At 40.2% G+C, this 23951-nt stretch carries 14 protein-coding genes; 9 read left to right on the forward strand and 5 right to left on the reverse strand.

Going from position 1 to position 23951, the window contains the following annotated elements; all coding sequences use genetic code 11:
• Positions 1–11 precede the first annotated feature (11 nt).
• The 9 genes from G466_RS0120080 to G466_RS0120120 all read left to right on the forward strand — a co-directional run bounded on the left by G466_RS0120080 (position 12) and on the right by G466_RS0120120 (position 16892).
• Complete coding sequence (locus tag G466_RS0120080; protein WP_026815216.1) at positions 12–1664, forward strand: UxaA family hydrolase; 1653 nt, start codon at positions 12–14, stop codon at positions 1662–1664.
• Between the two features lie 436 nt (positions 1665–2100).
• Entirely contained in the window at positions 2101–3555 is a 1455-nt protein-coding gene (locus G466_RS0120085) for a tagaturonate reductase (RefSeq protein WP_026815217.1), read from the forward strand.
• A 797-nt stretch (positions 3556–4352) separates the two neighbouring features.
• Positions 4353–7325, forward strand: coding sequence for a DNA polymerase III subunit alpha (locus tag G466_RS0120090; RefSeq protein WP_026815218.1), 2973 nt, complete (start codon positions 4353–4355; stop codon positions 7323–7325).
• A 166-nt stretch (positions 7326–7491) separates the two neighbouring features.
• Positions 7492–8340 (forward strand): LytR/AlgR family response regulator transcription factor, encoded by an 849-nt coding sequence (locus G466_RS0120095; protein ID WP_026815219.1) that lies wholly within the window; start codon positions 7492–7494, stop codon positions 8338–8340.
• Positions 8341–8555: 215 nt separating this feature from the next.
• Positions 8556–9752, forward strand: coding sequence for a cytochrome-c peroxidase (locus tag G466_RS0120100; RefSeq protein ID WP_026815220.1), 1197 nt, complete (start codon positions 8556–8558; stop codon positions 9750–9752).
• Positions 9753–9766: 14 nt separating this feature from the next.
• Complete coding sequence (locus tag G466_RS0120105; RefSeq protein ID WP_026815221.1) at positions 9767–11275, forward strand: parallel beta-helix domain-containing protein; 1509 nt, start codon at positions 9767–9769, stop codon at positions 11273–11275.
• A gap of 77 nt (positions 11276–11352) precedes the next feature.
• Positions 11353–14439 (forward strand): SusC/RagA family TonB-linked outer membrane protein, encoded by a 3087-nt coding sequence (locus G466_RS0120110; RefSeq protein WP_026815222.1) that lies wholly within the window; start codon positions 11353–11355, stop codon positions 14437–14439.
• 9 nt (positions 14440–14448) lie between these two features.
• A complete protein-coding gene (locus G466_RS0120115; RefSeq protein WP_026815223.1) occupies positions 14449–15921 on the forward strand; it encodes a SusD/RagB family nutrient-binding outer membrane lipoprotein in 1473 nt (490 codons plus the stop codon).
• Positions 15922–16004: 83 nt separating this feature from the next.
• A complete protein-coding gene (locus tag G466_RS0120120; protein ID WP_026815224.1) occupies positions 16005–16892 on the forward strand; it encodes a PKD domain-containing protein in 888 nt (295 codons plus the stop codon).
• Positions 16893–17087: 195 nt separating this feature from the next.
• On the opposite strand, the gene G466_RS0120125 is transcribed toward G466_RS0120120, so the two are convergent.
• The 5 genes from G466_RS0120125 to G466_RS0120145 form a co-directional block, all read right to left on the reverse strand.
• Entirely contained in the window at positions 17088–17315 is a 228-nt protein-coding gene (locus G466_RS0120125) for a hypothetical protein (RefSeq protein ID WP_308427449.1), read from the reverse strand.
• Between the two features lie 301 nt (positions 17316–17616).
• Positions 17617–20796, reverse strand: coding sequence for a PVC-type heme-binding CxxCH protein (locus G466_RS0120130; RefSeq protein ID WP_026815225.1), 3180 nt, complete (start codon positions 20794–20796; stop codon positions 17617–17619).
• A gap of 28 nt (positions 20797–20824) precedes the next feature.
• The gene (locus G466_RS0120135) at positions 20825–21796 is read right to left on the reverse strand and encodes a Gfo/Idh/MocA family protein (protein WP_026815226.1); all 972 of its coding nucleotides are present in this window, start codon (positions 21794–21796) and stop codon (positions 20825–20827) included.
• Complete coding sequence (locus G466_RS0120140) at positions 21793–22812, reverse strand: NAD-dependent epimerase/dehydratase family protein (RefSeq protein WP_026815227.1); 1020 nt, start codon at positions 22810–22812, stop codon at positions 21793–21795. Before G466_RS0120140 ends, G466_RS0120135 begins: the two co-directional genes overlap by 4 nt.
• Positions 22813–22827: 15 nt before the next feature.
• Positions 22828–23940 (reverse strand): zinc-dependent alcohol dehydrogenase, encoded by a 1113-nt coding sequence (locus tag G466_RS0120145; protein ID WP_026815228.1) that lies wholly within the window; start codon positions 23938–23940, stop codon positions 22828–22830.
• Positions 23941–23951: the final 11 nt, after the last annotated feature.

Consider the following 23951-nt stretch of genomic DNA (forward strand, 5'->3'; position numbering starts at 1 on the left):
AAATATCATCTATGTCCACAACCTTTCTACAAATACACCCTGAAGATAATATTCTTGTCGCGCTACAAGAGTTGCGTCAAGGTCACCCAATTACATTTAATGGCGATACTTTTCCACTAACCGCCAAAATCTCTGCTAAACACAAATTTGCGCTAAAGGATTTTAAGCCGGAGGACCCTATTTTAATGTACGGGAACTTAATTGGAAAAGCGACCACGTTCATCGCCAAAGGGGAAACCATCACCATAGAAAATGTGGTGCATGCCTCTTCCGACTATAGCGTAGGAAAACAACAATCAGAATGGATAGCTCCTGATGTCTCCAAATGGAAAGACCGCACTTTTATCGGCTACCATCGCGCCGATGGCAGTGTAGGCACTGCCAACCACTGGTTAGTAATTCCCATGGTGTTTTGCGAGAACAGAAATGTAAATGTATTGCGTGACGCCTTATTGGATTCACTAGGCTATAGCACCTCAAAAGAGTATTTGGTAGATGCAGAAGTCCTAGTTTCCAAATATAAAGCTGGTGCCAGTAAAGAAGAACTAATGGCGGCAACTATCATTAAAACCCCAGAAGAAATTAAAGAGAACCGCACCTTCCCCAATGTAGATGGAATAAAATTTTTAACCCACGATGGAGGATGCGGCTGTGACCGGGGTGACTCGGATACTCTTTGTAATTTATTGGCTGGTTATATTACCAACCCCAACGTAGCTGGGGCAACCATTCTTAGTTTGGGATGCCAAAACGCACAGGTGAAAATTCTAACCGATGCCATTGCAAAACGAGATCCCAACTTTTCTAAACCCCTACATATTCTAGAACAACAAAAAAGCAAAAGCGAACGCCACTTTATGGAAGATGCCGTAAAACAGACCTTTTTAGGTCTTATAGAAGCAAATAAAGTAAAGCGAGAGTCCGCACCCTTAAGTAAACTCACCTTAGGACTGGAATGTGGAGGTTCTGATGGATTTTCTGGTATCTCTGCTAACCCTGCCCTTGGTTATACTTCCGATCTTTTGGTGGCCTTGGGTGGCGCCACGGTACTTGCTGAATTCCCCGAATTGAACGGGGTAGAACAAGAACTCATCAACCGATGTGAAACAGCAGAAAATGCGGAGAAATTCGCTACCCTTATGCGTGCCTATTCGGATAGGGCAATAGCCATTGGCTCGGGCTTCGAAAATAATCCGTCTCCCGGAAATATTAAGGACGGACTCATCACAGACGCTATGAAATCGGCCGGAGCAGCCAAAAAAGGGGGCACTTCCTTGGTAAAAGATGTGTTGGAATATACAGAACCGGTCACTAAAAAAGGATTAAACCTTCTTTGCACCCCGGGGAACGATGTGGAAAGTACTACCGGACTAGCAGGCTCTGGTTGCAATATAATCGCCTTTACTACAGGATTGGGCACACCCACAGGGAATCCTGTGACGCCCACTATTAAAATCTCCAGTAATAACGCCTTAAGTGAACGCATGAAAGACATCATCGATTTTAATGCAGGTACCATTATTACTGGGGAAGATACTATAGCGTCTAAAGGAGAGGAATTATTGGAGTATATCATAGAAGTTGCCAGCGGTAGCATTGTCCCAGCCGCAGTGCGATTGGATCAGAACGATTTTATTCCTTGGAAAAGGGGGATTTCGTTGTAAACAATTAACAGTGAACAATTAGCAATTAACAATTTAATAGATTTGAGTACAGTGAATTAGTATTGAGAATTGAGTAGTGCGTATTGAGACGGTTCGGTAATCAGTGAAAAGTGAACACTAGGTCCATAAATTTGATATCCTTGGTAAAAGAATGTGACCATGTGGAAAAACTAGGAAAAGGTCGGTGGCAGAGCGGAGCCGAAGCTACGCTTCAAAAGCATAACTTCTGAAATTCAGTGGCTTTAATTAACTATTAACAATAAAATAGATATGAGTACTGAGTATTGAGAATTAGTATTGAGAATTGAGATGGGATCAGTGATCAGTGAACAGTAAACAGTCTAGTTTAGATATCACATCTCCAAATTGACTAATTTTCAAATCACCAAATCAACTCATTGGTACATTTACAAATTAATAAATCAACAAATTAACCATGCAAACCTTAAACCGTAATCTCATAAAAAAACCAACCACTCCCCTACCAACCAAAATACTTCAATTTGGAGGTGGAAATTTCCTAAGGGCTTTTGTAGATTGGATGGTACAGATCCTAAACGAGAAGACCGATTTTAATGCGGGCATAGCCATTGTTAAGCCAACGGAATATGGGGATTATCAGGAATTAAAGGATCAAGGCGGACTTTTCACCGTGATTCTAGATGGTGTTAAAAACGGACAACAGATTCAGGATATTAAACGGGTAGATTGTGTGAACTCCATCATCAACCCCTACACCGAATGGGAACGTTATTTGGAACTTGCCAAAGATCCCCATCTGCGGTTTGTGGTTTCTAATACCACCGAAGCCGGAATCAAATTTAATCCCGAGGACGAATTTCAACATACTCCTCCCAAAGAATTCCCTGCAAAACTAACCCTATTTCTATACCATCGATTCCAGTTTTTTAATCAAGATCCGTCTAAAGGAATGATTCTATTGCCTTGCGAGTTAATCGAGAATAACGGACTCGCACTACAAAAAGCAGTGTTGGATTATGCCAACCATTGGGAGTTGGGATCCGAATTCACCTCTTGGATAGGTACCGCCAATCACTTTTGTAGCAGCTTGGTAGATAGAATCGTATCCGGATATCCAAAAGATCGCGCCAAAGACATAGAAACAGAATTAGGATACAGAGACCCCATGATGGTCTCCGGGGAATACTATCATAGTTGGGTGATTCAGGCTCCAGAATCGGTACAAAAAGAACTCCCCTTTTCCCAAACCGACCTCAACGTGCAGTTTGTAGAAGACCTAGTCCCCTATCGTGAAATGAAAGTGCGGATTTTAAACGGTGCCCATACCGCCTTAGTACCTGTAGCTTATTTAGCAGGAGCCAGATTAGTGGATGAAGCCTTGGGACAACCTGAAATAAGTCGATTTATAAATGAGCTATTGTTACAAGAAACCATCCTAACATTAGATTTTCCAGAGACAGTAAAACAACAGTTTGTTTCCGATGTCTTAGATCGATTTAGAAACCCCTTGCTAAAACACCAACTGATCAGTATTGCCCTTAATAGCACCTCCAAGTTTGTTGCCCGGTTGTTGCCCACCCTCAAAGATTACCTTGCCTTGGAGAACACACTACCTAAAAGGATTGTTTTTGGATTGGCCGCCCTCCTCTATTTCTACAGAGGAAACTATAATGGGGAGAAAGTCGACCTGAAAGACGACCCAAAGGTGCTCTCCTTTTTTAAAGAATGTTGGGATCAGTACAATCAACAAAACACCTCTCTGGAAGAAACCATCAACCAAATCCTGGCAAGTACCGATATCTGGGGGGAAAACCTCAACATGATTCCAGGCATGACCGAAATGGTTGTTGGTTTTATTGGTTCTGTAGAAAAACAGGGAATCTTAGTAGCTCTTCTTAGTATCCAGTAATCGGTAAGTAGCTGTTTCAATAAACAGTAATCAATAAAATAGATATGAGTACAAAGTAGTGAGTAGTGAGAGCGGTTCAGTAATCAGTAATCGGTGGGTAGTAAACAATTGGCAGTAATTTCAATTAGCGATTTTCTTCAGTAATCGGTAAGTAGCTGTTTCAATAAATAGTAACCAATTAAATAGATATGAGTACAAAATAGTGAGTAGTGAGATGCTTACTTGGGCCTGCCAAATATTACAAACTTCAGATAGCTTAAAATTGTGTGATGTTATGGGATTCAGAACTTATAAGGTAAAGGTTTGCATTTAATAACCTTCACTGTAATGCCAGAAAAGTCATTACCCCATGCCCTAAAGGGTGGACTTTTGCTAGCATAGTTTAGATGTAAATTGAATTTTCGATCCCTTTTATTCCGATTGCTCTCGGAAGGGGTTAACGAAAATTCAGCGTAAATTAACGATCATTTTTATGACAATTGAAGTATGTGCTGATTTTCAGACAAGCTTATTAATACCTGATAATCGGAGAATTGAACATTTAATTAGACGATGTGTTTTCAACTTTTAACATCCAGGTAAAACTGTAAACTCTAATTTGAGAAGGTCACATCTCCAAATTGTCAAATTTACAAATCACCAAATCAACTCATTGCTATATTGATCAATTGATACATTTTCATATTAACTCATTGGTACATTAATCCATCTCCAAATCAATTTGGATTGATCCAACAAATCCTCCTACGTAAAGAATCAAACCTTTAACTTTGGGATTAAAACTGAAACTTATCCCAATGTATCTAAACTGCCATACCTACTACAGCCTTCGTTTTGGAACTATTTCCGAAACGGAGTTATTGGAATTGGCGCAAGAGATGCAGGTAACGCAACTGGCACTTACCGATATCAACAACACCTCCGGCTGCCTAAATTTTGTAAGGAAAGCTCAAGAACATAATATTAAACCCATTTTGGGAATAGATTTTAGAAATGGGGTGGATCCATGCTTTGTAGCCCTAGCTAAAAACAACGAAGGGTATCGAGAAATAAACAGTTACCTCTCCCAACACCTGCACGAGGAGAAGAAAATTCCGGCCATAGCGCCGGCTTTTAAAGACGCTTTTGTCATTTATCCTTTTCAGAAAGCGTTACTCAATGAGCAGCATACTTTACAAGAGCATGAGTATATCGGTATTTCCATCACCGATCTTAGACGACTGCCCTTTACCAAGCTTGCAGAACTCAAGGATAAACTAGTAGTACAACAAGCTGTTACTTTACGTAATAAGCGCGACTTTAATGCGCATCGACTGCTACGAGCTATAGATAACAACCTATTATTGAGTAAATTACCAAAAACAGAGGAAGCCAATCCCGAGGAAAAAATGAAACCCATAAAGGAATTGTTTGAGGTGTTTTCTGAATATCCCTATATTTTAGAAAATACGGAGCGTATCATGAATTTTTGCACCATCTTCTTCGATTTCTCCGACAACCGCAAACCCCAAAACCTAAAAACCTATTTGGGGAATACCGCGGAAGACGAAGCGCTACTAGAAAAGCTATGCAAAGAAGGCCTACCCTACCGATATCCCAAAACCGATACCGTAATATTAGAACGACTCCAAAAAGAAATGGACCTCGTTAAAAAAATGGGGTTTGTTTCCTATTTCCTCATCAATTGGGATATTGTTTCCCATGCCCGTAAACAGGGTTATTTCTACGTGGGGCGTGGTAGCGGTGCCAATAGCATTGTAGCTTATTTACTCCGAATTACCGATGTAGACCCCATAGAACTGGATCTGTATTTTGAGCGGTTTATAAACCTCTATCGAGTTAATCCGCCCGACTTTGATATTGATTTTTCATGGAAAGATAGGGAAGCCATGACCCAGTATATTTTTGAGCGTTTTCCCCATGTTTCCCTTTTGGGGACCTATGTTACCTTTCAAGAAAAAGGAGCCATCCGGGAATTGGGTAAGGTGTTTGGACTTCCCAAGGAGGAAATAGATATGCTCTGCAATAGGGATTACCATATTTCTCAACTAGACGATATTTCAAAATTGGTGCTTAAGTACGCCCAGTTTATCCAAGGAAAGCCCAACTACCTCAGCATTCATGCAGGGGGGATACTCATTACAGAGAAACCCATTGAATACTTTTCTGCCACCCACCTACCTCCAAAAGGATATCCCACTACGCAATTTGATATGGTGATAGCAGAAGACGTTGGGCTTTTTAAATTTGATATCCTATCCCAACGTGGACTAGCAAAAATTGCGGAGGCCTTGGAAATCATTGCCTATAATCAGCCCAAGGAAATCAGGACTTTCGACATTCACGATATTGGAAAGTTTAAAACAGATCCCCATATAAATTCTATCTTAAAAAGTGCACAATGTATGGGCTGTTTTTATATAGAATCTCCTGCCATGCGTATGTTGTTAAAAAAGCTGGAGGTGGATACCTATTTGGGGCTGGTAGCGGCAAGTTCCATTATACGTCCCGGAGTGGCTAAAAGTGGAATGATGCGCGAATATATTCTACGACATCGGGATCCAGAAAGGACCAAAGAAAAAGCACACCCCGTAATGTTGTCTATTATGCCAGAAACCTATGGGGTAATGGTATACCAAGAAGATGTGATAAAAGTAGCCCACTATTTTGCCGATCTTACCCTCGGCGAGGCCGATGTGCTTAGAAGAGGAATGAGTGGCAAATTCCGATCCAGAGAGGAATTCCAAAAGGTAAAAGACAAGTTTGTAGATAATTGTCGGGCAAAAGGATACGAGGACACCCTTATTTTTGAGATTTGGGACCAAGTGGCCAGTTTTGCTGGCTATGCCTTTGCCAAAGGGCATTCTGCATCCTATGCCGTGGAAAGTTATCAGACCCTATTTCTAAAGGCCTATTACCCTCTGGAATATATGGTGGCCGTGCTTAATAATGGTGGCGGATTCTACAGTGCGGAATTCTATATACACGAAGCTAGGATGCTAGGGGCTAATATTCACCCTCCCTGTATCCACAATAGCTTTATAGTGAATCATATCTATGGCAAGGAGTTGTACTTGGGGTTGATGTACCTACGGGAACTGGAAGAAAAGGTGGCAGAGCGCATCTTAAAAGAAAGAGTAACCAACGGCGATTTCTTATCATTGACCGATTTTATTGACAGAGTATCCATTTCCGTTGAACAACTAAGTATTCTGATTCGGATAGATGCCTTCCGATTTACGAAAGTGAATAAGCACGAACTATTATGGCAGGCACACTTGTCTCTGTCCAAAAGTACAAAGTTGGAACACCCTAAGCTTTTTTCGCCCAAACAACCACATTTCCAAATTCCTACCTTATACACTACTGACTTGGAGACGGCCTTCACCCAGATAGAACTTCTAGGTTTTCCGCTATGCAGTCCGTTTCATTTATTAACCGAAGTTCCCGAGAATGAGAACGGTAAAAAGGACTTGGAAGCTTACCTCGGAAAAAACATCGATATCTATGGATATTTAGTAACCGTAAAAAACACCAAGACCCATAAAGGAACCCGAATGAATTTTGCCACCTTGGTAGATCAACATGGTGAGGTTTTTGACACGGTGCTGTTCCCTCCTATTGCTGCAAAATACTTTTTTCGCGGTAGAGGCATTTATAGGTTTTATGGAAAAGTAGTGAGCGAATTTGGGTTTCTAAGCATAGAAGTGATTAAAATGCAAAAACAAGATTATATTCAAGATCCCCGGTATGCGGACAAAAAACCATAACTACTATAATTCTTTACGACATTGACTTAATTTAGGTGGGGAAAATCTGTAATCCAAGGCCTTAATCAAAAGTATTTTTACTAGATTGGAGGGGTGAAAAATGTAGAAGTCCATTAGGTAGAGAAAATGATGATTTGTCCCCCCTAAAGGCACAACCCAAATCAAAATGAAACGCATAACCAAACTTATAAACCAAAAAATTCCCTATTTAGATAAAACCAAGAACAAGCTTATTTTAATTGGCTTTATCTGTTTGTATTCTTTTATATTCATAAAAATATATGACCCCTACGATATCAATGAATGGGGAAAGACCTATTATTTAGAATTTGTCTTATTAGGGTTAGGAGTATTCCTATTTTCCCAATTTATTCTCCATCCCCTATTTAAGATCAAAAGATTCAAAGTTTACAGTTTAATGCTATGGGGGCTTATGGAAATGCTCTTAATTGCAGCGGTATTCGAATTAGTATATAGTCCGCCAATAAATAGCTTTCAAGAACAAATTGTTGAGTATTTAATAACTGTAAAGCAAATAGTGCTAGTAGTGGTTGTGCCTTACACGCTATTTTTGTGGTATACCCAAATACAATTGAAACTATCATCCTATAAAGAGGTTCGTCCCAATACGGTAGCAACCAATGATGATAAAGGGAGTGATTTATTGGTAATCAATGGGGAAAATAACAAGGTTCTACTAGCTATAAAGTATCCAAAGCTTCTATACATTAAATCTGCAGGTAATTATTTGGAAATCTTTTACCTATCTGGGGAAAAGCTTACAAGGGAATTAGTAAGAATGAGCTTTAAGGAATTAGAGGGAAAAATAAATGACCCTAATGTAATCCGTATCCACCGTTCTTATATGATAAATACCATCCATATTTCTTCTCTAAAAAAGACCAAAAAAGGGTATGCGCTACGCGTACAAAATATTCCTGAAGAAGTTATCCCAGTATCATCAGGATACAAGGAAGCATTTGAGAAATCCTTAGAGCCCGGAAGGTCCCATTAATCCCAAATAGGGATTTTCTATCACAAAACCATGAAGATATGATAGGCTGAAAGCAAACTACCCTTAATTTGGTGGTAAACTCAACCAGCAAAAGAACAATCTGTTTTTAGTCGGATTTCATCGTGAGAAGTAACAAGATGTTAAAGATGACTCTGTAGAACTAAAACAGAACAAGTTTTAATAAGGTTGCAAACCACAAATTAATTCTAAGTAGTGTGAGTAAAAACAGCATTCTATTTATGGCGGTAATTATCAGCCTCTTTATTGGAGGCTATGCCCTTGTTAAAAATTCAGGGGCACAACCTCCTATATATTATGATGTTCCGCAATTAAGCAGTACTTGTCCGCCAGGATTTAAATTAAATGAGCGGAACGAGTGTATTTCTCAAAATTTGTACAAACTATACACCACCGATAATGACCCTGGTGTAGGTGGGTTAAAAACCGCCTTGCCAGAAGTTAGGGACGGTTTTTCCCCACAAGAGATAGATTTGGGGAGGTATTTGTTCTTTGATCCCGCCCTTTCGGGTAACGGCACCATCTCTTGTGCCACTTGTCACGATCCCAATAAAGGGTTTAGCGATGGCCTGCCTAGAAGTAGAGGAATGAACAATCAAATATTAGATAGGGCAGCTCCTACCCTATGGAATGTAGCCTATCTAAAGAGTTTCTTTTGGGATGGGAGAGCTAGTACATTGGAAGAGCAAATGAAGGGTCCACTATTTGCAGATGATGAAATGGCCAATACTCCAGAAAATCTTATACAAACAATGAATTCCATTGATAATTACAAATTCTTGTTTGCCGAGGCTTTTCCAAATAGAAGTAAAAACGATTCTATAACCATAGATGAAATCTACCGCTCTATTGTTGCTTTTCAATCCTCCTTAGTTTCCCTAAACAGCAAGTACGATCAATATGCGCATGGATATCATAAAGCGCTGAATCAAAAGGAAATAGAAGGATTAAATATATTCCGATCCTTTGTGGCTAGATGTGCCGAGTGCCATACCCCACCACTCTTCACCAATCAGCAAATAGCGGTATTGGGTGCTCCCGAACCCAATGGACTCCCTTTTGACCCAGGAGCCGAAGTCCCATTTAAGGACAAAACATTAAGAGGCGGATTTAAAGTACCTAGCCTAAGGAATATTGAAAAAACAGCGCCTTATATGCATTCGGGAATGTTTCCGACCCTTAGAGAAACAGTACAATTCTATACGGATGGTCGCGGACATGCAGTCCCAGAAGATGAGGATTTAATTCTGCATTGGCATATCTGGGAGCCCAATTTAACCGACTATGAGCTAGATAGGGTGGTTGATTTTCTGAGAACCCTGACAGATGAATCTTTTATGCCAAAAATACCAGATGTAGTACCTTCTGGCCTAACCACAATGAACAACCAATAAATACAACTTAAGAAATGAAAAAAAAATCTGGATTTTTAAAAATAATCGGTTTGATCCTAACGCTGGCCGTTGGTGTTTTTATCGGGAAAACATTTTTTACCAGTAGCCCCTCGGAAACCGTTCCTATGCCCACCACCATGAAATACAGAAATGTGGGACTCACCAAGGATAGCACACAGACAGCGATGAGTGAAGAGTTTACTGGTACAATCATTCAGGTTAAAAAAGGGGAATCCATCCAAAAGGCCGTACAGGCAGCCAACCCCGGAGACCTAATTCAAGTTTTCCCAGGTACGTATTATGAAACGGTGTATATAGACAAGGACAACATTAGTGTGCAGGGAATAATTATAAAAGGAGAATGGCCCACCTTAGATGGAAAAAAAGAACTAAATGACGCGTTCTTATATTCAGGAAATAGCATCCATATAGAGAACTTTAAAATCATGAATTATAAGGGCAATGGCATTATGGGTCAGGCTGGAAATAATTTTGTCCTAAGGAACAATTGGATAATGGATGCTGGAGTATATGGAATTTTTCCTCAGTATGGGAAGAATGGGTTAGTTGAACACAATGTGCTCAGTGGAATTGAAGACGCTGCTATTTATGTTGGAATGTGTGATAATATAGATGTACTCCACAATGAGGTCTTTAACAGTGTGGCGGGAATAGAAATTGAAAACTCCCGACATGCGTTGGTGGAAAATAATTACGCTCACAATAACACTGGCGGTATCTTAGCATTTATTACACCAGGATTACCCATTAAAACGGCGTATGATATCATTATCCGAAATAACTTTATTGTAAATAACAACCATCCCAATTTCGGTGCCCCAGGTTCTATTGTAGCTGGGATTCCCCCTGGAACCGGTATTCTAGTTATGGCGGCCGACGATGTTATTATAGAAAATAATATTATATCCGGAAATGATAATGCAGGGATTACCATTGTAGACCTCGCCACCGGTGGTAGCACCTCCAATGATAGAAATTCCGAGCCCAATCCAGATCGAATTGTTATCCTAGATAATTTTATGCATAACAATGGTAACAATCCTACCGGGGAGATAAAAGCCCTAATGCTCACCCAATTATCCACCAAAGGACCAGATATACTTGCTATGGGCGGCGGAGTTGGCAGTACAATAAGGGACAAGAATAGATATCGCACCTTTGGGTTGGATGATTTTGGACCGGCACAAATAACCGATACCAAAGACGTAACCAGCTTTTTATTGGACGCTCCTGTAGCACCAAGATCGGTTTCCAAAGAAGAAGTAGGGCAACTTACCTACTACGGGGTATGTGCAGGCTGCCATGCATGGGAAGAGCGACTAATAGGTCCGCCTACCCAAATTATACAAGCCATTCACGCCAATAATCCTCAGGGTATTGTAGACTATATCACTAATCCGAAAAATTTAAGAAAAGATTATCCAGAAATGCCTCCTCAAGATTACCTGTCCGACGAAGCTAAAATGGCCGTGGCAGAATATATTTTGGCCATGAAAGAATAATCAGGAATAAACCACCTGCGAAATAGACCATTTCCCGAGGGAAAAAAAACTAACTAAACCACCAAACTTTAAATTATATGAACAAACTATTCTTTTTACTGATCGCAATAGGGTTTTCCCTATCTGCATCAGCGCAACGGTCTATATCGGGCCAGGTACTAGAGAAAGAGACCAATGTCCCCCTCTTGGGAGTGTCCATATTAGTGAAAGGAAGCAGTAAAGGAACTACATCCGATTTTGATGGAAACTATGAACTTAATAATCTGGACGATAATACCGTATTAGTGTTTTCTTATCTAGGGTATACTACTCAAGAAATTATAGTAGGTAACCTGAGTACTATCAACGTTTTGTTGGAAATCAATGCCCAGCAAATGGATGAGGTGGTTATTACCGCTCTAAATATTCAGAGGGATAAAGAATCTTTGGGATATTCCATCTCACAGGTCTCAGCGGAAGAAATTAATGTGGCTCGGGAAAATAATGTTATGAACTCGCTTTCTGGAAAGGTATCCGGCCTGCAAATCACCCAATCCAATACCGGTGTAGACGGATCTAGTCGGGTTTTACTTAGGGGTATTACCACTATAAACGGATCTAACCGCCCTTTGGTGGTAGTAGACGGAATTCCCATCAGCAATGGAGGTAGCGGTGGTTCTTCGTGGGGAGGAGTAGACCGTGGGGATGCGCTGTCTGATATTAATCCAGACGATGTAGCCTCTATCAGTGTCCTTAAGGGAGCTGGTGCGGCTGCTGCCTATGGATCTTTGGGGATGAACGGGGTTATTCTTATTACTACTAAATCTGGTATTAGAAAGAAGGGAGTAGGTATATCCTTTAATTCCACCTTTACCTTTACCGATATTGCCCTAACTCCAGATTTACAGAACGAATATGGAACTGGTGCCTTTGGCGATTTTGCTCCCATGGCAGGAAACGGAAGACCTATTTTGGACTATCCCTTTTCTTGGAGCTGGGGTCCGAAAATGGAAGGCCAAGCCTATACTGATTGGTTGGGTCGTCCGGGAGTTTATTCTCCAAATTCCAATGGTAATCCATATAAGGAGTTTTATAATACGGGTTATTCCCTCTCAAATTCTGTTTCTTTTGATGGGGTGAATGAAAATGGATCTTTTAGAGTTTCCATAACCGATGAGGACGGACAAGGAATAATTAGCAATAATACCATATCCAAACAAACATTAAACCTTAGGGGATCATCCAAATTGACCGATAAGTTTAGTATAGATGGTAAGATGACCTATATCACCTCTAAAGTGAAAAATAGGCCAGAATTAGCGGAAGGCAGTGCCAATACCGCATTACAGCTCTCCTTAATGCCAAGAGATATACATCTTTCCGATGTAAAAAATAATATTGTAAACCGGAACGGAGAGGAAATTAAATGGAATCTAGACAATACATTTAACAACCCTTATTGGTCTAATAGGTATGTCCAAAATTTGGATGAAAAGGACCGTTTTCAAGGCTTTATTTCTGCCAATTGGGAAATTAGTGATCATTTTAATCTTACCGGAAAAACCGGAATGGACTATACCGTATATGATTATGTGTCCCATGGAGCAAGAGGAGCCCAGGCTATTAGCAATGGCCTAGGAAGTTATTCGCACAATAGTGGTAAGAGCAATATCTGGAATTCGGATATCTTAGCAACTTATACTACAGATATAGCTGCATTTAAAATAACCACTAGTTTGGGCGCCAGCTATAGAAATGAATATAGCAGCTATAATAATATTTCGGGTAACGATAGTAAGGTGCCCCATTTTTATCAAATCAGTAACTACAAAAATTCATTTAGCTCAGAAGGAATATCAGAAAAAGGAATCTATTCCTATTACGGATTGGGACAGATAAGTTATGGCGGATTTTTATATTTTGATGTCACCCTAAGAAACGACAATTCCTCTACCCTACCCAAAGAAAACAATTCCTATTGGTACCATTCGGAAAATATGAGTTTTCTATTTCCTAAACTGTTGGGGATAAATGACAATATTCTAAGTTTGGGTAAAATTAGAGGCTCATATGCCAAGGTAGGTAACGACACTAGCCCATACCGTTCCCAGGCTGTGTATAACGTAGACCAGACCGTAACGCTTCCCTATACCGTTGGATCTATTCCCAGTAGTCTCCCGTCGTTTGACCTTAGACCTGAAACGTCAAAATCTTGGGAAGTAGGCACGGAACTTGGATTCTTTGAAAATAGATTACAATTTGATTTTACGTATTACGAAACCGAGACTACAGATCAGATTATGGCAGTCCCCTTATCTGGTTCCACTGCTTATTCTAGTAAGGTAATTAATGCTGGAAATATTGAGAACAAAGGATACGAACTTCAATTTAATGCAATTCCTTTTACTTCCGATAATTTTGAATGGAACCTTGGATTCAATTTCACCAAGAGTAATTCCAAGGTGGTGGCCTTAAATGAAGGTTTGGAAGCAATCACCCTAAATACACTTTGGAACGTTTCTGTTGAGGCCAGACCTGGAGAAGAATTTGGTAGCCTTTATGGCAACGATTTCTTAAGAGATAATTTTGGACGTAAATTAATTACCAATGATGGATATGCCCAAAGAGGTGACCGTGCGAAGCTGGGAAATATAAATCCAGATTGGTTTGGCGGTATCACCTCCAACATCAGATATAAAAACCTATCCTTAAGTACTCTCATCAGTATTCAACAAGGTGGGGAGTTTTATTCTTACGGTCGTGCTTATAGAATGTTCTTTGGTACCGATGAACGCAGTTTACTGGGAAGGGAATCCGGAATTGTTGAGGAAGGTATTAATGAAAATACCGGCTTTGACAATACCACGCCTGCAAATGCTATGCTAAAACAATTCTCAGATGTTTTTACCAACGAAATTGCCACAGATCAAATATTAGATGCTAGCAATGTTAAGCTAAGGGAAGTGGCACTGACCTTTGATTTCCCCAGTTCCATGTTACACAATACCTTTATTCAATCAGCCAGTTTATCGGCAATAGGTAGAAACCTCTTCTTTTTCTATAATGCTGCAGGAGATATAGATCCCGAAGCTAGTTATAGCAGTGGTCCCGCAGGTACAGCGTTTGAACACTCCTCGCTGCCTTCAACGAGAAGCTATGGTCTTAACCTAAAAATCAACTTTTAATCCCCAGTTATGAAAAACATACAAACCACCATAATAAAAACAGCTGTTGTCATAGTCATAGGATTGAGTTTCTTTTCATGTGAAAAACACTTAGACGACCTAAGAGACAATCCCAATGCCGTTACTCAAATAGACGATGCGGCCTTATTTACCAAAGCGGTCAGAAGTCTTTTTCAAGGCACCACCGATCAGTCCGTATCCCGTTTTGCCGGTCAATACGCCCATTATTTTGTTGCAGGAAGTACGTCCAGACCACCAGATCAGTACGGAGATGGATTTGATGAAAACTACAATGAAATGTTTACCGGGATGTACGGAGGTACTATTCGACATATTGAAGAAGTATTGGAGATTACCTCTGCTTCGGAAACAGAAAACGAAGTAAGACATGCCATGGCCCAAGTTATAGCCGTTTTAGGGTATGCCCGACTCACAGATGCTTTTGGAGATATACCCTATACCGAAGGTGGAAAAGGAAAGACAGAAGGTATTTTACAGCCCAAATACGATACTCAGGAGTTTATTTACCAGGATATGATTAAGCGTTTGGGAGCGAGTGTAAACGTGCTTAAGAATGCAGATCCTGCTATGGGGTATCCTAATTCGGATCCTATTTTCAATAACGATCTTGAAAAATGGACACGCTTTGCCAATAGCATAAGATTGCGATTGGCCATGCGTTTAAGGGAGGCAGACAATAGCCTATCTATGCAAACGGTTAGTGAATGTATAGCAAATCCTTTAATGGAAGATAACAGCCATAACGCTACCATGATTGAAACAGAAGGTAATGGCAATGCGTGGTTTGGGAACCGCACCGGTCACCCATCTATAAAAATGTCTACTAAACTTATAGATCAGTTACAGGGAACAAATGATCCTAGATTAGCAGTTTATGTCAGTAAGGATCAACAAGGCAATTATTCCGGTATGATCAATGGTCTTGGTGATGTGGCCTTTGGAAACTCTAATTTCTCTGCCAAATCCGATATGGGCCTAGCCCTATCATCTAGGGACAGTGAACTATACCTAATGAACGCTGCGGAAGTATGGCTCTTACGTGCCGAAGCTGCACTAGTTTACGATAATGATCCTGCGACGGCCAATACACTCTATAGAAAAGGTATAGAGACCTCTTTGCTGCAGTGGGATATAGAAAATACAGATATAACTACCTTTTTATCCTCCCCTACCGCTACGCTTTCTGGTAGCAATGATGAAGAACAAATAGGAGTTCAAATGTGGCTTGCACTTACCCCTAACTTCTATGAATCTTGGAGCTATATACGTCGCACTGGATTTCCTGTTATTGAAGAAAGAACAGATCCTAAATTAAGCAGGGGTGTTACAAATGGTATTATGCCCAAGCGATTTTTATATTCCTCTTTTGAACTAAGTTCTAATAATAACAATGTAACGCAGGCCATAGAACGGCAGGGCGGTAATAAGATTAGTGTTCCCGTATGGTGGGATAAAAATTAAGCACCTACTAGGTAACCGTATTGGTAATCGGATAAAAATTCAATAAGGTTTATAAAACCTTGATTAATAAAAAATATAAATATATGAAACTCATCAAATTAATTAGTCTGGCTGTGCTTCCCTTCTTCCTAATTAGTTGCAGCGACGATTCCCCTGCAACTCCTTTGGCAGATTTTCAATTTATGGTAGAAGGTACCCAAGTTACTTTTAACGGAACTGTTGAGAACGCCCAAACTTTTCACTGGGACTTTGGAGATGGAACAACTAGTACCGAAGAAGACCCCGTTTATGCCTATTCTGATATAGGGACTTTTAAGGTAGTACTTACCGTAACGGGTGAGAATGGAAGCTTTTCTGAAACCAAAGAGGTGACCATCCTTCCATCAACCGAAATTTTATTGACCGGTGGACAAGCGAGAACGGAAGGCAAGTCCTGGCGATTAAAAAAGGCATATACCTCTGGAAAAGAAGGAGCAGGAATGGTAGATAATGAATTGGGGCTTTTACTTCCCTCTCAAGAGAATTTATTAGATCTTGTGGGATTAGGTGCATCCTATGAGGACACCTTTACCTTTTACCATGATGGTAGGTATGTAGTAGATAATGTAGACGGACAGAGTTTAATGGGGCTCGTATATGCTAGTATTTTTCATGCTGAGCAAATAACGGGCGTTTCTTATGATGTTAATAATGTGCCTTTGGCACACGCCCTCTATACGCCGGCCACTGATGCTACTTGGGAAATTATGAAAGGTGATTTTACTGTTGATGGTGCAGCGGGTCCCGTCAATTTCACCAACAAAACGCAGCTTATCCTTGGTGAGTATTTAGGTTTCAAGGATAGTAAGGTATTGGTAATCCTTAAGGATATTACTGAGACCACAATGAATGTGGCACTAGGAATTCATACTGAGCCCAGTGTTTATGATAAACCAACATTACTGTTCCATTTATCATTAGAATCTTTATAGGTTACGCATAGTAATTAAACACACTTTCCATTTTTCTATAAATCGGCCCAGTCTTGTTCAAGACTGGGTTATTTTTTAAACCTATTTTAAAAGGGTTTTCCTAAAATAGACTTATTAAGAAAACTAAAAGTGAGAAAATAGAAAAACCCTGTCCAAAATAGAACAGGGTTTAAACTAAAACTATAAAGTAATGGCTTATACAGCCACATTAACGACTTTTCCGTTTTTCATTTCTCCTAAAACGGTTACATCTTTACTTTTTTTATACTCTTCGTAGGCATACATCATTTGTTCTTCTGTATCCCTTCTGATTTTTATTCCTCCCGATTTTTGGTTCTTGTTACGAACTTCGATATAATAACCATCTTTTAATTCTGTCGGTCTTGTAGCCGGTCTCCCCAATCTACCTCTAGATCTAGTCATAAATAATATCTATTTTTAATAGTTCAACATTATTATTTGCACATTAAATTCGCTTTATTGTATCAACATAAAAAAATTTAATGTTATAATCGGGCATTATATCTCTTATTCCATATTAATCCTAATATTTATAGTCTTTTAACACAAACTTAGCACCAATCTTCCCTAAAAAATGGGTTTATTTGCGATTTTTGAATTTAGTCATCCTTTTTCACGTTACATCTCAGCAAATCTGTAATCTATTTTTTACATGTGTGCTATGCAATTTATGTACGTTCAAAAGGATGATTTAAAATTATTTTTATTCTTCCATGGGATGTGCTTTTAGTAATTCTTCAGAGGAATAAAATCCTTTTTTATCCTTAGTTGCTTCACGGATCTGTTTCACCTTATTAGGATCTATAACTGACGCCTTATTTCCAAATGCATTCCGAACATAAGTAAGAACGGCAGCCATTTCTTCATCGTTTAGCATACCACCAAATGGGGTCATAGGCACCTGCCCAGGATATTTTTTCCCTAATACCTCAATAGGACCCATCATACCACTTAGCGTTATTTTTATCAAACGGTCTTCACTGCCTGTTACCCAACGTGATCCTGCAAGTGGTGGAAACCCAGAACTCTCCAGTCCTTTCCCATTCGGTTGATGACAAGTAACACAAAATCCTTCTCTAGCATAGATTTCTGCTCCTTTAATAAAAGCTTCCCGATTTTTGCCTGTTAGTTTGGTATTAACTTTATTAGCTTCGGGATCTTCTCCCAGTTTATGTCCGTTTAAATGTGCAATTGCTGCTTCATAAGGTTTTTGCATCCAACTATCCAATGGCTTCTTTCCAGCTTCTTCCACAATGGGCAGTCCTATTTCCTTATCTAACCAAGATGCAGCCACCAATGCTTCTAACCGGACCCTAGGATGCTCATCTTGTGCAGCTTTCATTAAGATTTCGCCTTGATTTGCTAATTGATGTCCGCCATATCTTGCTACTCTTACGGCTGCGGCACGGGCTCTAAAGTCCTTCGATGTTAGGACTTGCGTCAAGAGATCTTCATTTATCTTATTTAATCCCCAACTTACCCATAGCCCCTCTAAAAGATGGTGCTCATATCTGGGATCATTTTTATCCAAGTTATTTGTCCATTCCTTCAGTTTGCTCAGAACCTCATCAGCATCTCTTCCTCTTAACTCCAATCTTGTTCTTTCCCTAGTGCGAAATTCGGGCAACTTCAGATTGTCCAAAAGCTCCACTATGCTAGCATCCGTAATTTTAGCAGGTTTAACCAGTGGTCTAGATGGATAGGTAATTCTATATACCCTTCCGTGTACGTGATCTCTAAGCGGATCCCTTGCATTGTGCTGCATATGTCCGATCAACACATTGTGCCAATCCAGAAAATATAAAGATCCATCTGGTGCAAACTCCATATCGACTGGACGGAAATTAGGATCGGTAGATTTCACCAAATCTAGGACATGTTTGCTTAGGTAACCCGCAGAATCTGGATCGTCCTTCATAGAATGCTGTTTTGTTCCTAAAAATCCAATAGTATTATTTATAATGATATCACCCTGCGCCTCTTCTGGAAAATGCCTGCTGGATATAAACTCCAGTCCCGAAGTGGGTCGAACTCTATGTGAATCCTCTATTAAATTTTTAGGTAATGGGCTTGCTACTCCGTAGCGCGATTTTATAGATCCTGGCATCATCCAAGTCATATCAGGACCTGAAGTATGGGCAAAGAAATTCTGTCCCCACTCATCAAACGCAATTCCCCATGGATTAGGAATGGAGAGCTGAGCAGTTCGCTCCAGGTGATTCCTCTGCGGACTGTACCTATAGAATCCGCCATTAGTACCTCTCACAGGACCATAGGCAGTTTCTACATTAGTGTGTAGAAATACACCTTCACCCATATAAATAGCTCCTGAAGGATCCGTAGCAAAAGCACTAATTGCGTGGTGCGTATCATGATCATCAAAACCACTTAGTATTATTTCCTTTACATCGGCCTTATCATCACCGTTAGTATCTTTTAACAGTACTAAATTAGTGCCTTGAGAAACATACACCCCTTCTGGTGCAAATGCAAACCCTATCGTTAGATGCAGACCATCTGCAAAAACGGTTTGTTTATCTGCTTTCCCATCATTATTTGTATCTTCTAAAATTAGTAGTTTGTCATTTGGTTTACTATCTCCAGGTTTATAGTGGGGATAGCTGGGCATAACACCTACCCATAAGCGTCCTTTATTATCAAAAGTCATTTGTACCGGATTGGCCAGGTCCTCAAATTCTTCTTCAGAAGCAAATAGCTCTAATTTATAACCTTCCGGCACCGTTATTTCATCAACGGCTTCCTGCCCATACAAGTACTTTGGATCCCCATTTTTATTACTAGGTCGGTAATTTGTCTCCACCTCTGGAAGCTCTGGTGTTTTAGCATCCGCAGCAGCCAAATCCATGGTTTCGCCTTTAGCAACCTTCCAAATAGCGGTATCCCGTATGGCGGTCATCTGCCTAATTTTTTCAACTTCAAAAGGATAATTGTCTGGTCCAAAGGGATCATATCGTCTTCCATAGGCATGCACCCCATTTGGAATTTTAATGTCATTGTGCCAAAACCAATTTTTTTCCATTACGGCATCATGTACTACGCTTCTGTTTTCTTCAGCAATAGCTTTTTCCTTACCAAATAGGCCATCTGCCAATAATTTGGCGAACTTTTGATATCCTAAATCGTTCAACTGAAAACCATCTGCCGTTAAATTCTCCTTCTCGGAACCGTACCATTTCTGGGTAGGTGAGAAAGCATCAAGAAAAAGAACGCCATTATTAGCAGCAACCTCCCTCATCGCATCGGTATACATAGAAAGGTTTTCATTCTCTTTAACCCCGTTAGGTAAATCTCTTTCTGAGGATAGGTCTTCAAAGGCAATAGGCGATATTAACGCTAATTTTGGCGCCTCTGTCCCGTTGTATTTTTGTTTTAAAGTATGCTGAATAAAAGCATTGAGTTCCTCTTTAAAATTTTCTAAACCTTCTTTTCCCTCAAAAGATTCGTTATATCCAAAAAACGCAAGAACAATATCCGCTTTTAGTCGGGTTAGCCACTCGTCCTCGGTATCGAAATGCCCAATACTTCCAGAAGGCTGCGCTAATTCGGTTTGAAAAACTTCAGCTCCTGGAAAGGCCCAAGGCGAATTTCGAGAAGAATGAGGCCTAAATCCAGGAGTATTACCACCATCGGCCATATTTCTGATAACCAATAGACTATCCGGATATCTCAATTGCATCTCCGTTTCAAAATGTCCAAAATTCATCATCCTAGAACTTAGGTTATTACCTATAAGCACTATTCGTGATTCTTTCTGTAGAGGTATGCCTTCTCCCCTATCCTTATCCCCACAGCTATACGCTATAATTGCTATTAAGAACGCTAGGCTAATTCTCCCTAGGATCCACTTTTTATTTAACTTCATAAGTCTGGTTGTTTATTTAAAATAGTTTTTATCCGAAATTGACGTGGATTCCCTTATCCACAGATTTCTCACAAGCTTCAATGATTTTCTGACAACTAATCGCATCATCTAAACTAGAAAGCGGTTCCTCATTAATTCGTAATACCTTATCCACAAAATGTGTCGTCGTATTTTTTATGGATTCTGGATAGCATTCATAAGTTTGTGAATGGGCTCCGTTACGAGAATTTACTACCCAATCCCTATAACTGTAACGTGTACTTCCCTTGGTTCCAATTACTTTTATAATGCAGGTCCAAGGATCTCCAGCATGATCGTCATTGGCAAAACTAGCCGATAAATGGCTCAGGCTTCCGTTCTGCATTTGGATATTTGCCATAGCCACATTTTCCTGTGGGGCAAGACTTGGATCTACCGTGTGTTTTAAACAAGAGATTGTTTTTGGCATTCCTGCCAAGTATAACATCGTATAGCTATGGTGAGTTAATATCTGGCGGATAACCCCAGGGTATCTTGCACGGATATCGTCTGCATGATGAATATTATACATCATATAAAACTGGGTAATCTCTCCCAATCTTCCCTCTTGGATCATTTTTTTGGTCCTTTGGATTCCGTCTTCGTAAATATAGTTGTGCACAGGCATACATTTCACCCCGGCTTCTTCTACGGCCTTTTTCATTTTTTCCAGCTCAGCAATAGTAGAGGCTGCTGGTTTTTCTACTAAAATATGCTTACCTGCTTTGGCGGCCCTAATGGTATAATCACAATGGGTTTCCATATTGGTGAGTATAAAAACCGCATCTATTTCTGGATCTTGGAGGAGTGCATCCACCGATTTATAGGTCTTACACCCATATTTCTCCGCTTTTATAACCCCTTTTTCTGGTGTCCTGTTCCATAGACCGACCAATTCTGCCCCTGGAAGAGAATTAATTGCCTCAGCATGTAAATTGGCTATATCCCCTGCCCCCAGCAATCCTATTTTTATGGTTTTCATGAGCCTTGTTCCGAATAGTTTAATATTCCCTTTTCTGCCATTTCCATAAATTCCTTTAGGGATTTCCGAACCCCTTCTCCTATTGGAGTTAAAGGCAACCCATTAAAAGTACGGTCAATTTTTTCGTGACTAAGATCAGAAACAAAGAGGTTGGGCTCTGCTCCCTCAGCTATAGATAGTTGTGCATATTCTCCTATGCCCATCCCTTTTGCTTCTTGTTCAACAATTTCCAAAAAATCTTCTATAGCTATAGTTTCGCCTTTGATATTAAAAGCTCCAAAACCAGTATAATCAGCAAGTGCACATGTCGCAAAATGAGTTCCCACATCTTCTACAAAATGGTAATTTTCACGTCCCTGATAGGGCATTTCAAAAGGCATCACTTCTCCTTTTACCGCTCCCATGGCAATAGCCTTAAGTGCATTTGTAGGCGCAGAGGTCTTTCCTTTGTCCCTTCCCTTCCCATAGGTGGTATTGATCCTTAGACAAACCGTAGGAATTTTGGTATTGTCATGAAATAATCTAGCCAAATGCTCTCCAGCAAGTTTCCAAATTCCGTAATGGTTAGGAGGTGCCAATTGTGCATCCTCTGTAATACCCGGATTTGGATACATAGCACGCATTCCATAAACAGCTGCGGAACTGGCAAATACAAATCGCTTTAAATTGCGTAGTTTTTCTGCTACATCAAATAGGGCCATAGTACCTCCAGTATTAATTTCCATACCTCTGATATGGTACTTAGAGCAATCAGGACTTTGATATGCTCCCAAGTGAATAATATGAGTGGGATTTATCCGTAATAGGACCTCTTCCATAGCCTTATAATCGGCTACATCTAAAGTTTCAAATTCCAACCTTGGGTCCAAATCCTCCCCTAACCACAATTTTAAAGAATCCGTATTGTTAGCGCGTGTAGCTACAATTATTTTGGAAACCTCTTCGGATTCCAATAATTTAAAAATCGTCGCAGATCCTATACAGCCTGTACCACCTGTTATAAATATTGTATGCATTATTTTCTTCTGTTATCAGTTCATTTTCACGACCGCCTTTACATTGGTGGCTTTTATAGAGTCTTCAAATGCTTGTGTGATGTCCTTAAAATCATAGAAATCCGTGTAGTGTTCCGTTGGAAATGCACCAGTTAGCATCAGTTTTTGGGCCACCATATAATCTGCTCTGCAAGAACCCATAGATCCTCTCATATTTAGGGAGGTCCTAGTAAGGTGGGTGGCATTAATTTCTACTTCCTTACCATAGGTCGCTATAACACAGATATCCCCTTCGGGACGTACAACACTAATGGTTTCAGACAGAACTTGGGGAACGCCCGAGCATTCTATCAGTAGATCTACTTTGCCTTTTTTACCAAACGCCAATCCGTTTAAATCTGTAATTCCTTCTTGCAATTGGGCAGTTAAGGTATTTTCTGGGGATACCTCAATGGTAATAAACCCTCTTTCCCTTGCTTTTTTTAATCGGGTATCCCTATCATGGGCAATTCCGGTGATGGCAACCCTTGCCCCAGCAGCACGAGCCACCTCAGCAGACATTAGTCCGATAATACCACAGCCCGTTACCACTACATCGTCACCAGGTTTGATAGCACATTTATTATATAGGGCATTTACCACTACAGATAGGGGCTCTATTAAGGCGCCTTGCTCTGGCCTTAATCCGTCCATTAATACTACAGCGCGATCCGACTCCAATACTACTCGTTGACCAAATCCACCGTTTCTATGGAAGCCTATAATCTCTTTGGACGGACATAGGTTCCATTTAGATACGCTACAAGCGGGACACTCTTCATCTTGACAGCCCAACATGGCCAGTGGGGTGAAAATGTCTCCTACTTTTAAATCTCCGTGGTCTCCTGGACCCAATTCTAGCACCTGTGCACTAAATTCGTGCCCGATGACCCTTGGACGCTCTACCCAATCAAAATTGGCTTTCCCCAAAGCGGCGCTATTGTCCGAACCACAAATTCCGGTAAATAAGGTCTTTGCCAGAATCTCTCCTTCTTTCAATCTAGGGATGTCCATTTCTACTACTGAGGTGTTCCTGGTAACCAATCCATCCGAATTGGGCATTATCTTTTCCCTTCCGTGAAGACAAAAGCCTTTTATTTTTTCACTCATTTTTCCTTGTT

Origin of the sequence: Arenibacter certesii DSM 19833 (assembly GCF_000429545.1) — a bacterium.
GTDB classification, from domain to species: domain Bacteria; phylum Bacteroidota; class Bacteroidia; order Flavobacteriales; family Flavobacteriaceae; genus Arenibacter; species Arenibacter certesii.

Bases quoted from the DNA above. Each gene is read 5' to 3' on its own strand.
- G466_RS0120090 (WP_026815218.1), top strand. From the start codon at position 4,353: ATGTATCTAAACTGCCATACCTACTACAGCCTTCGTTTTGGAACTATT.
- G466_RS0120140 (WP_026815227.1), bottom strand. From the start codon at position 22,812: ATGCATACAATATTTATAACAGGTGGTACAGGCTGTATAGGATCTGCG.
- G466_RS0120135 (WP_026815226.1), bottom strand. From the start codon at position 21,796: ATGAAAACCATAAAAATAGGATTGCTGGGGGCAGGGGATATAGCCAAT.
- G466_RS0120125 (WP_308427449.1), bottom strand. From the start codon at position 17,315: ATGACTAGATCTAGAGGTAGATTGGGGAGACCGGCTACAAGACCGACA.
- G466_RS0120130 (WP_026815225.1), bottom strand. From the start codon at position 20,796: ATGAAGTTAAATAAAAAGTGGATCCTAGGGAGAATTAGCCTAGCGTTC.
- G466_RS0120145 (WP_026815228.1), bottom strand. From the start codon at position 23,940: ATGAGTGAAAAAATAAAAGGCTTTTGTCTTCACGGAAGGGAAAAGATA.
- G466_RS0120080 (WP_026815216.1), top strand. From the start codon at position 12: ATGTCCACAACCTTTCTACAAATACACCCTGAAGATAATATTCTTGTC.
- G466_RS0120110 (WP_026815222.1), top strand. From the start codon at position 11,353: ATGAACAAACTATTCTTTTTACTGATCGCAATAGGGTTTTCCCTATCT.
- G466_RS0120115 (WP_026815223.1), top strand. From the start codon at position 14,449: ATGAAAAACATACAAACCACCATAATAAAAACAGCTGTTGTCATAGTC.
- G466_RS0120085 (WP_026815217.1), top strand. From the start codon at position 2,101: ATGCAAACCTTAAACCGTAATCTCATAAAAAAACCAACCACTCCCCTA.
- G466_RS0120095 (WP_026815219.1), top strand. From the start codon at position 7,492: ATGAAACGCATAACCAAACTTATAAACCAAAAAATTCCCTATTTAGAT.
- G466_RS0120120 (WP_026815224.1), top strand. From the start codon at position 16,005: ATGAAACTCATCAAATTAATTAGTCTGGCTGTGCTTCCCTTCTTCCTA.
- G466_RS0120105 (WP_026815221.1), top strand. From the start codon at position 9,767: ATGAAAAAAAAATCTGGATTTTTAAAAATAATCGGTTTGATCCTAACG.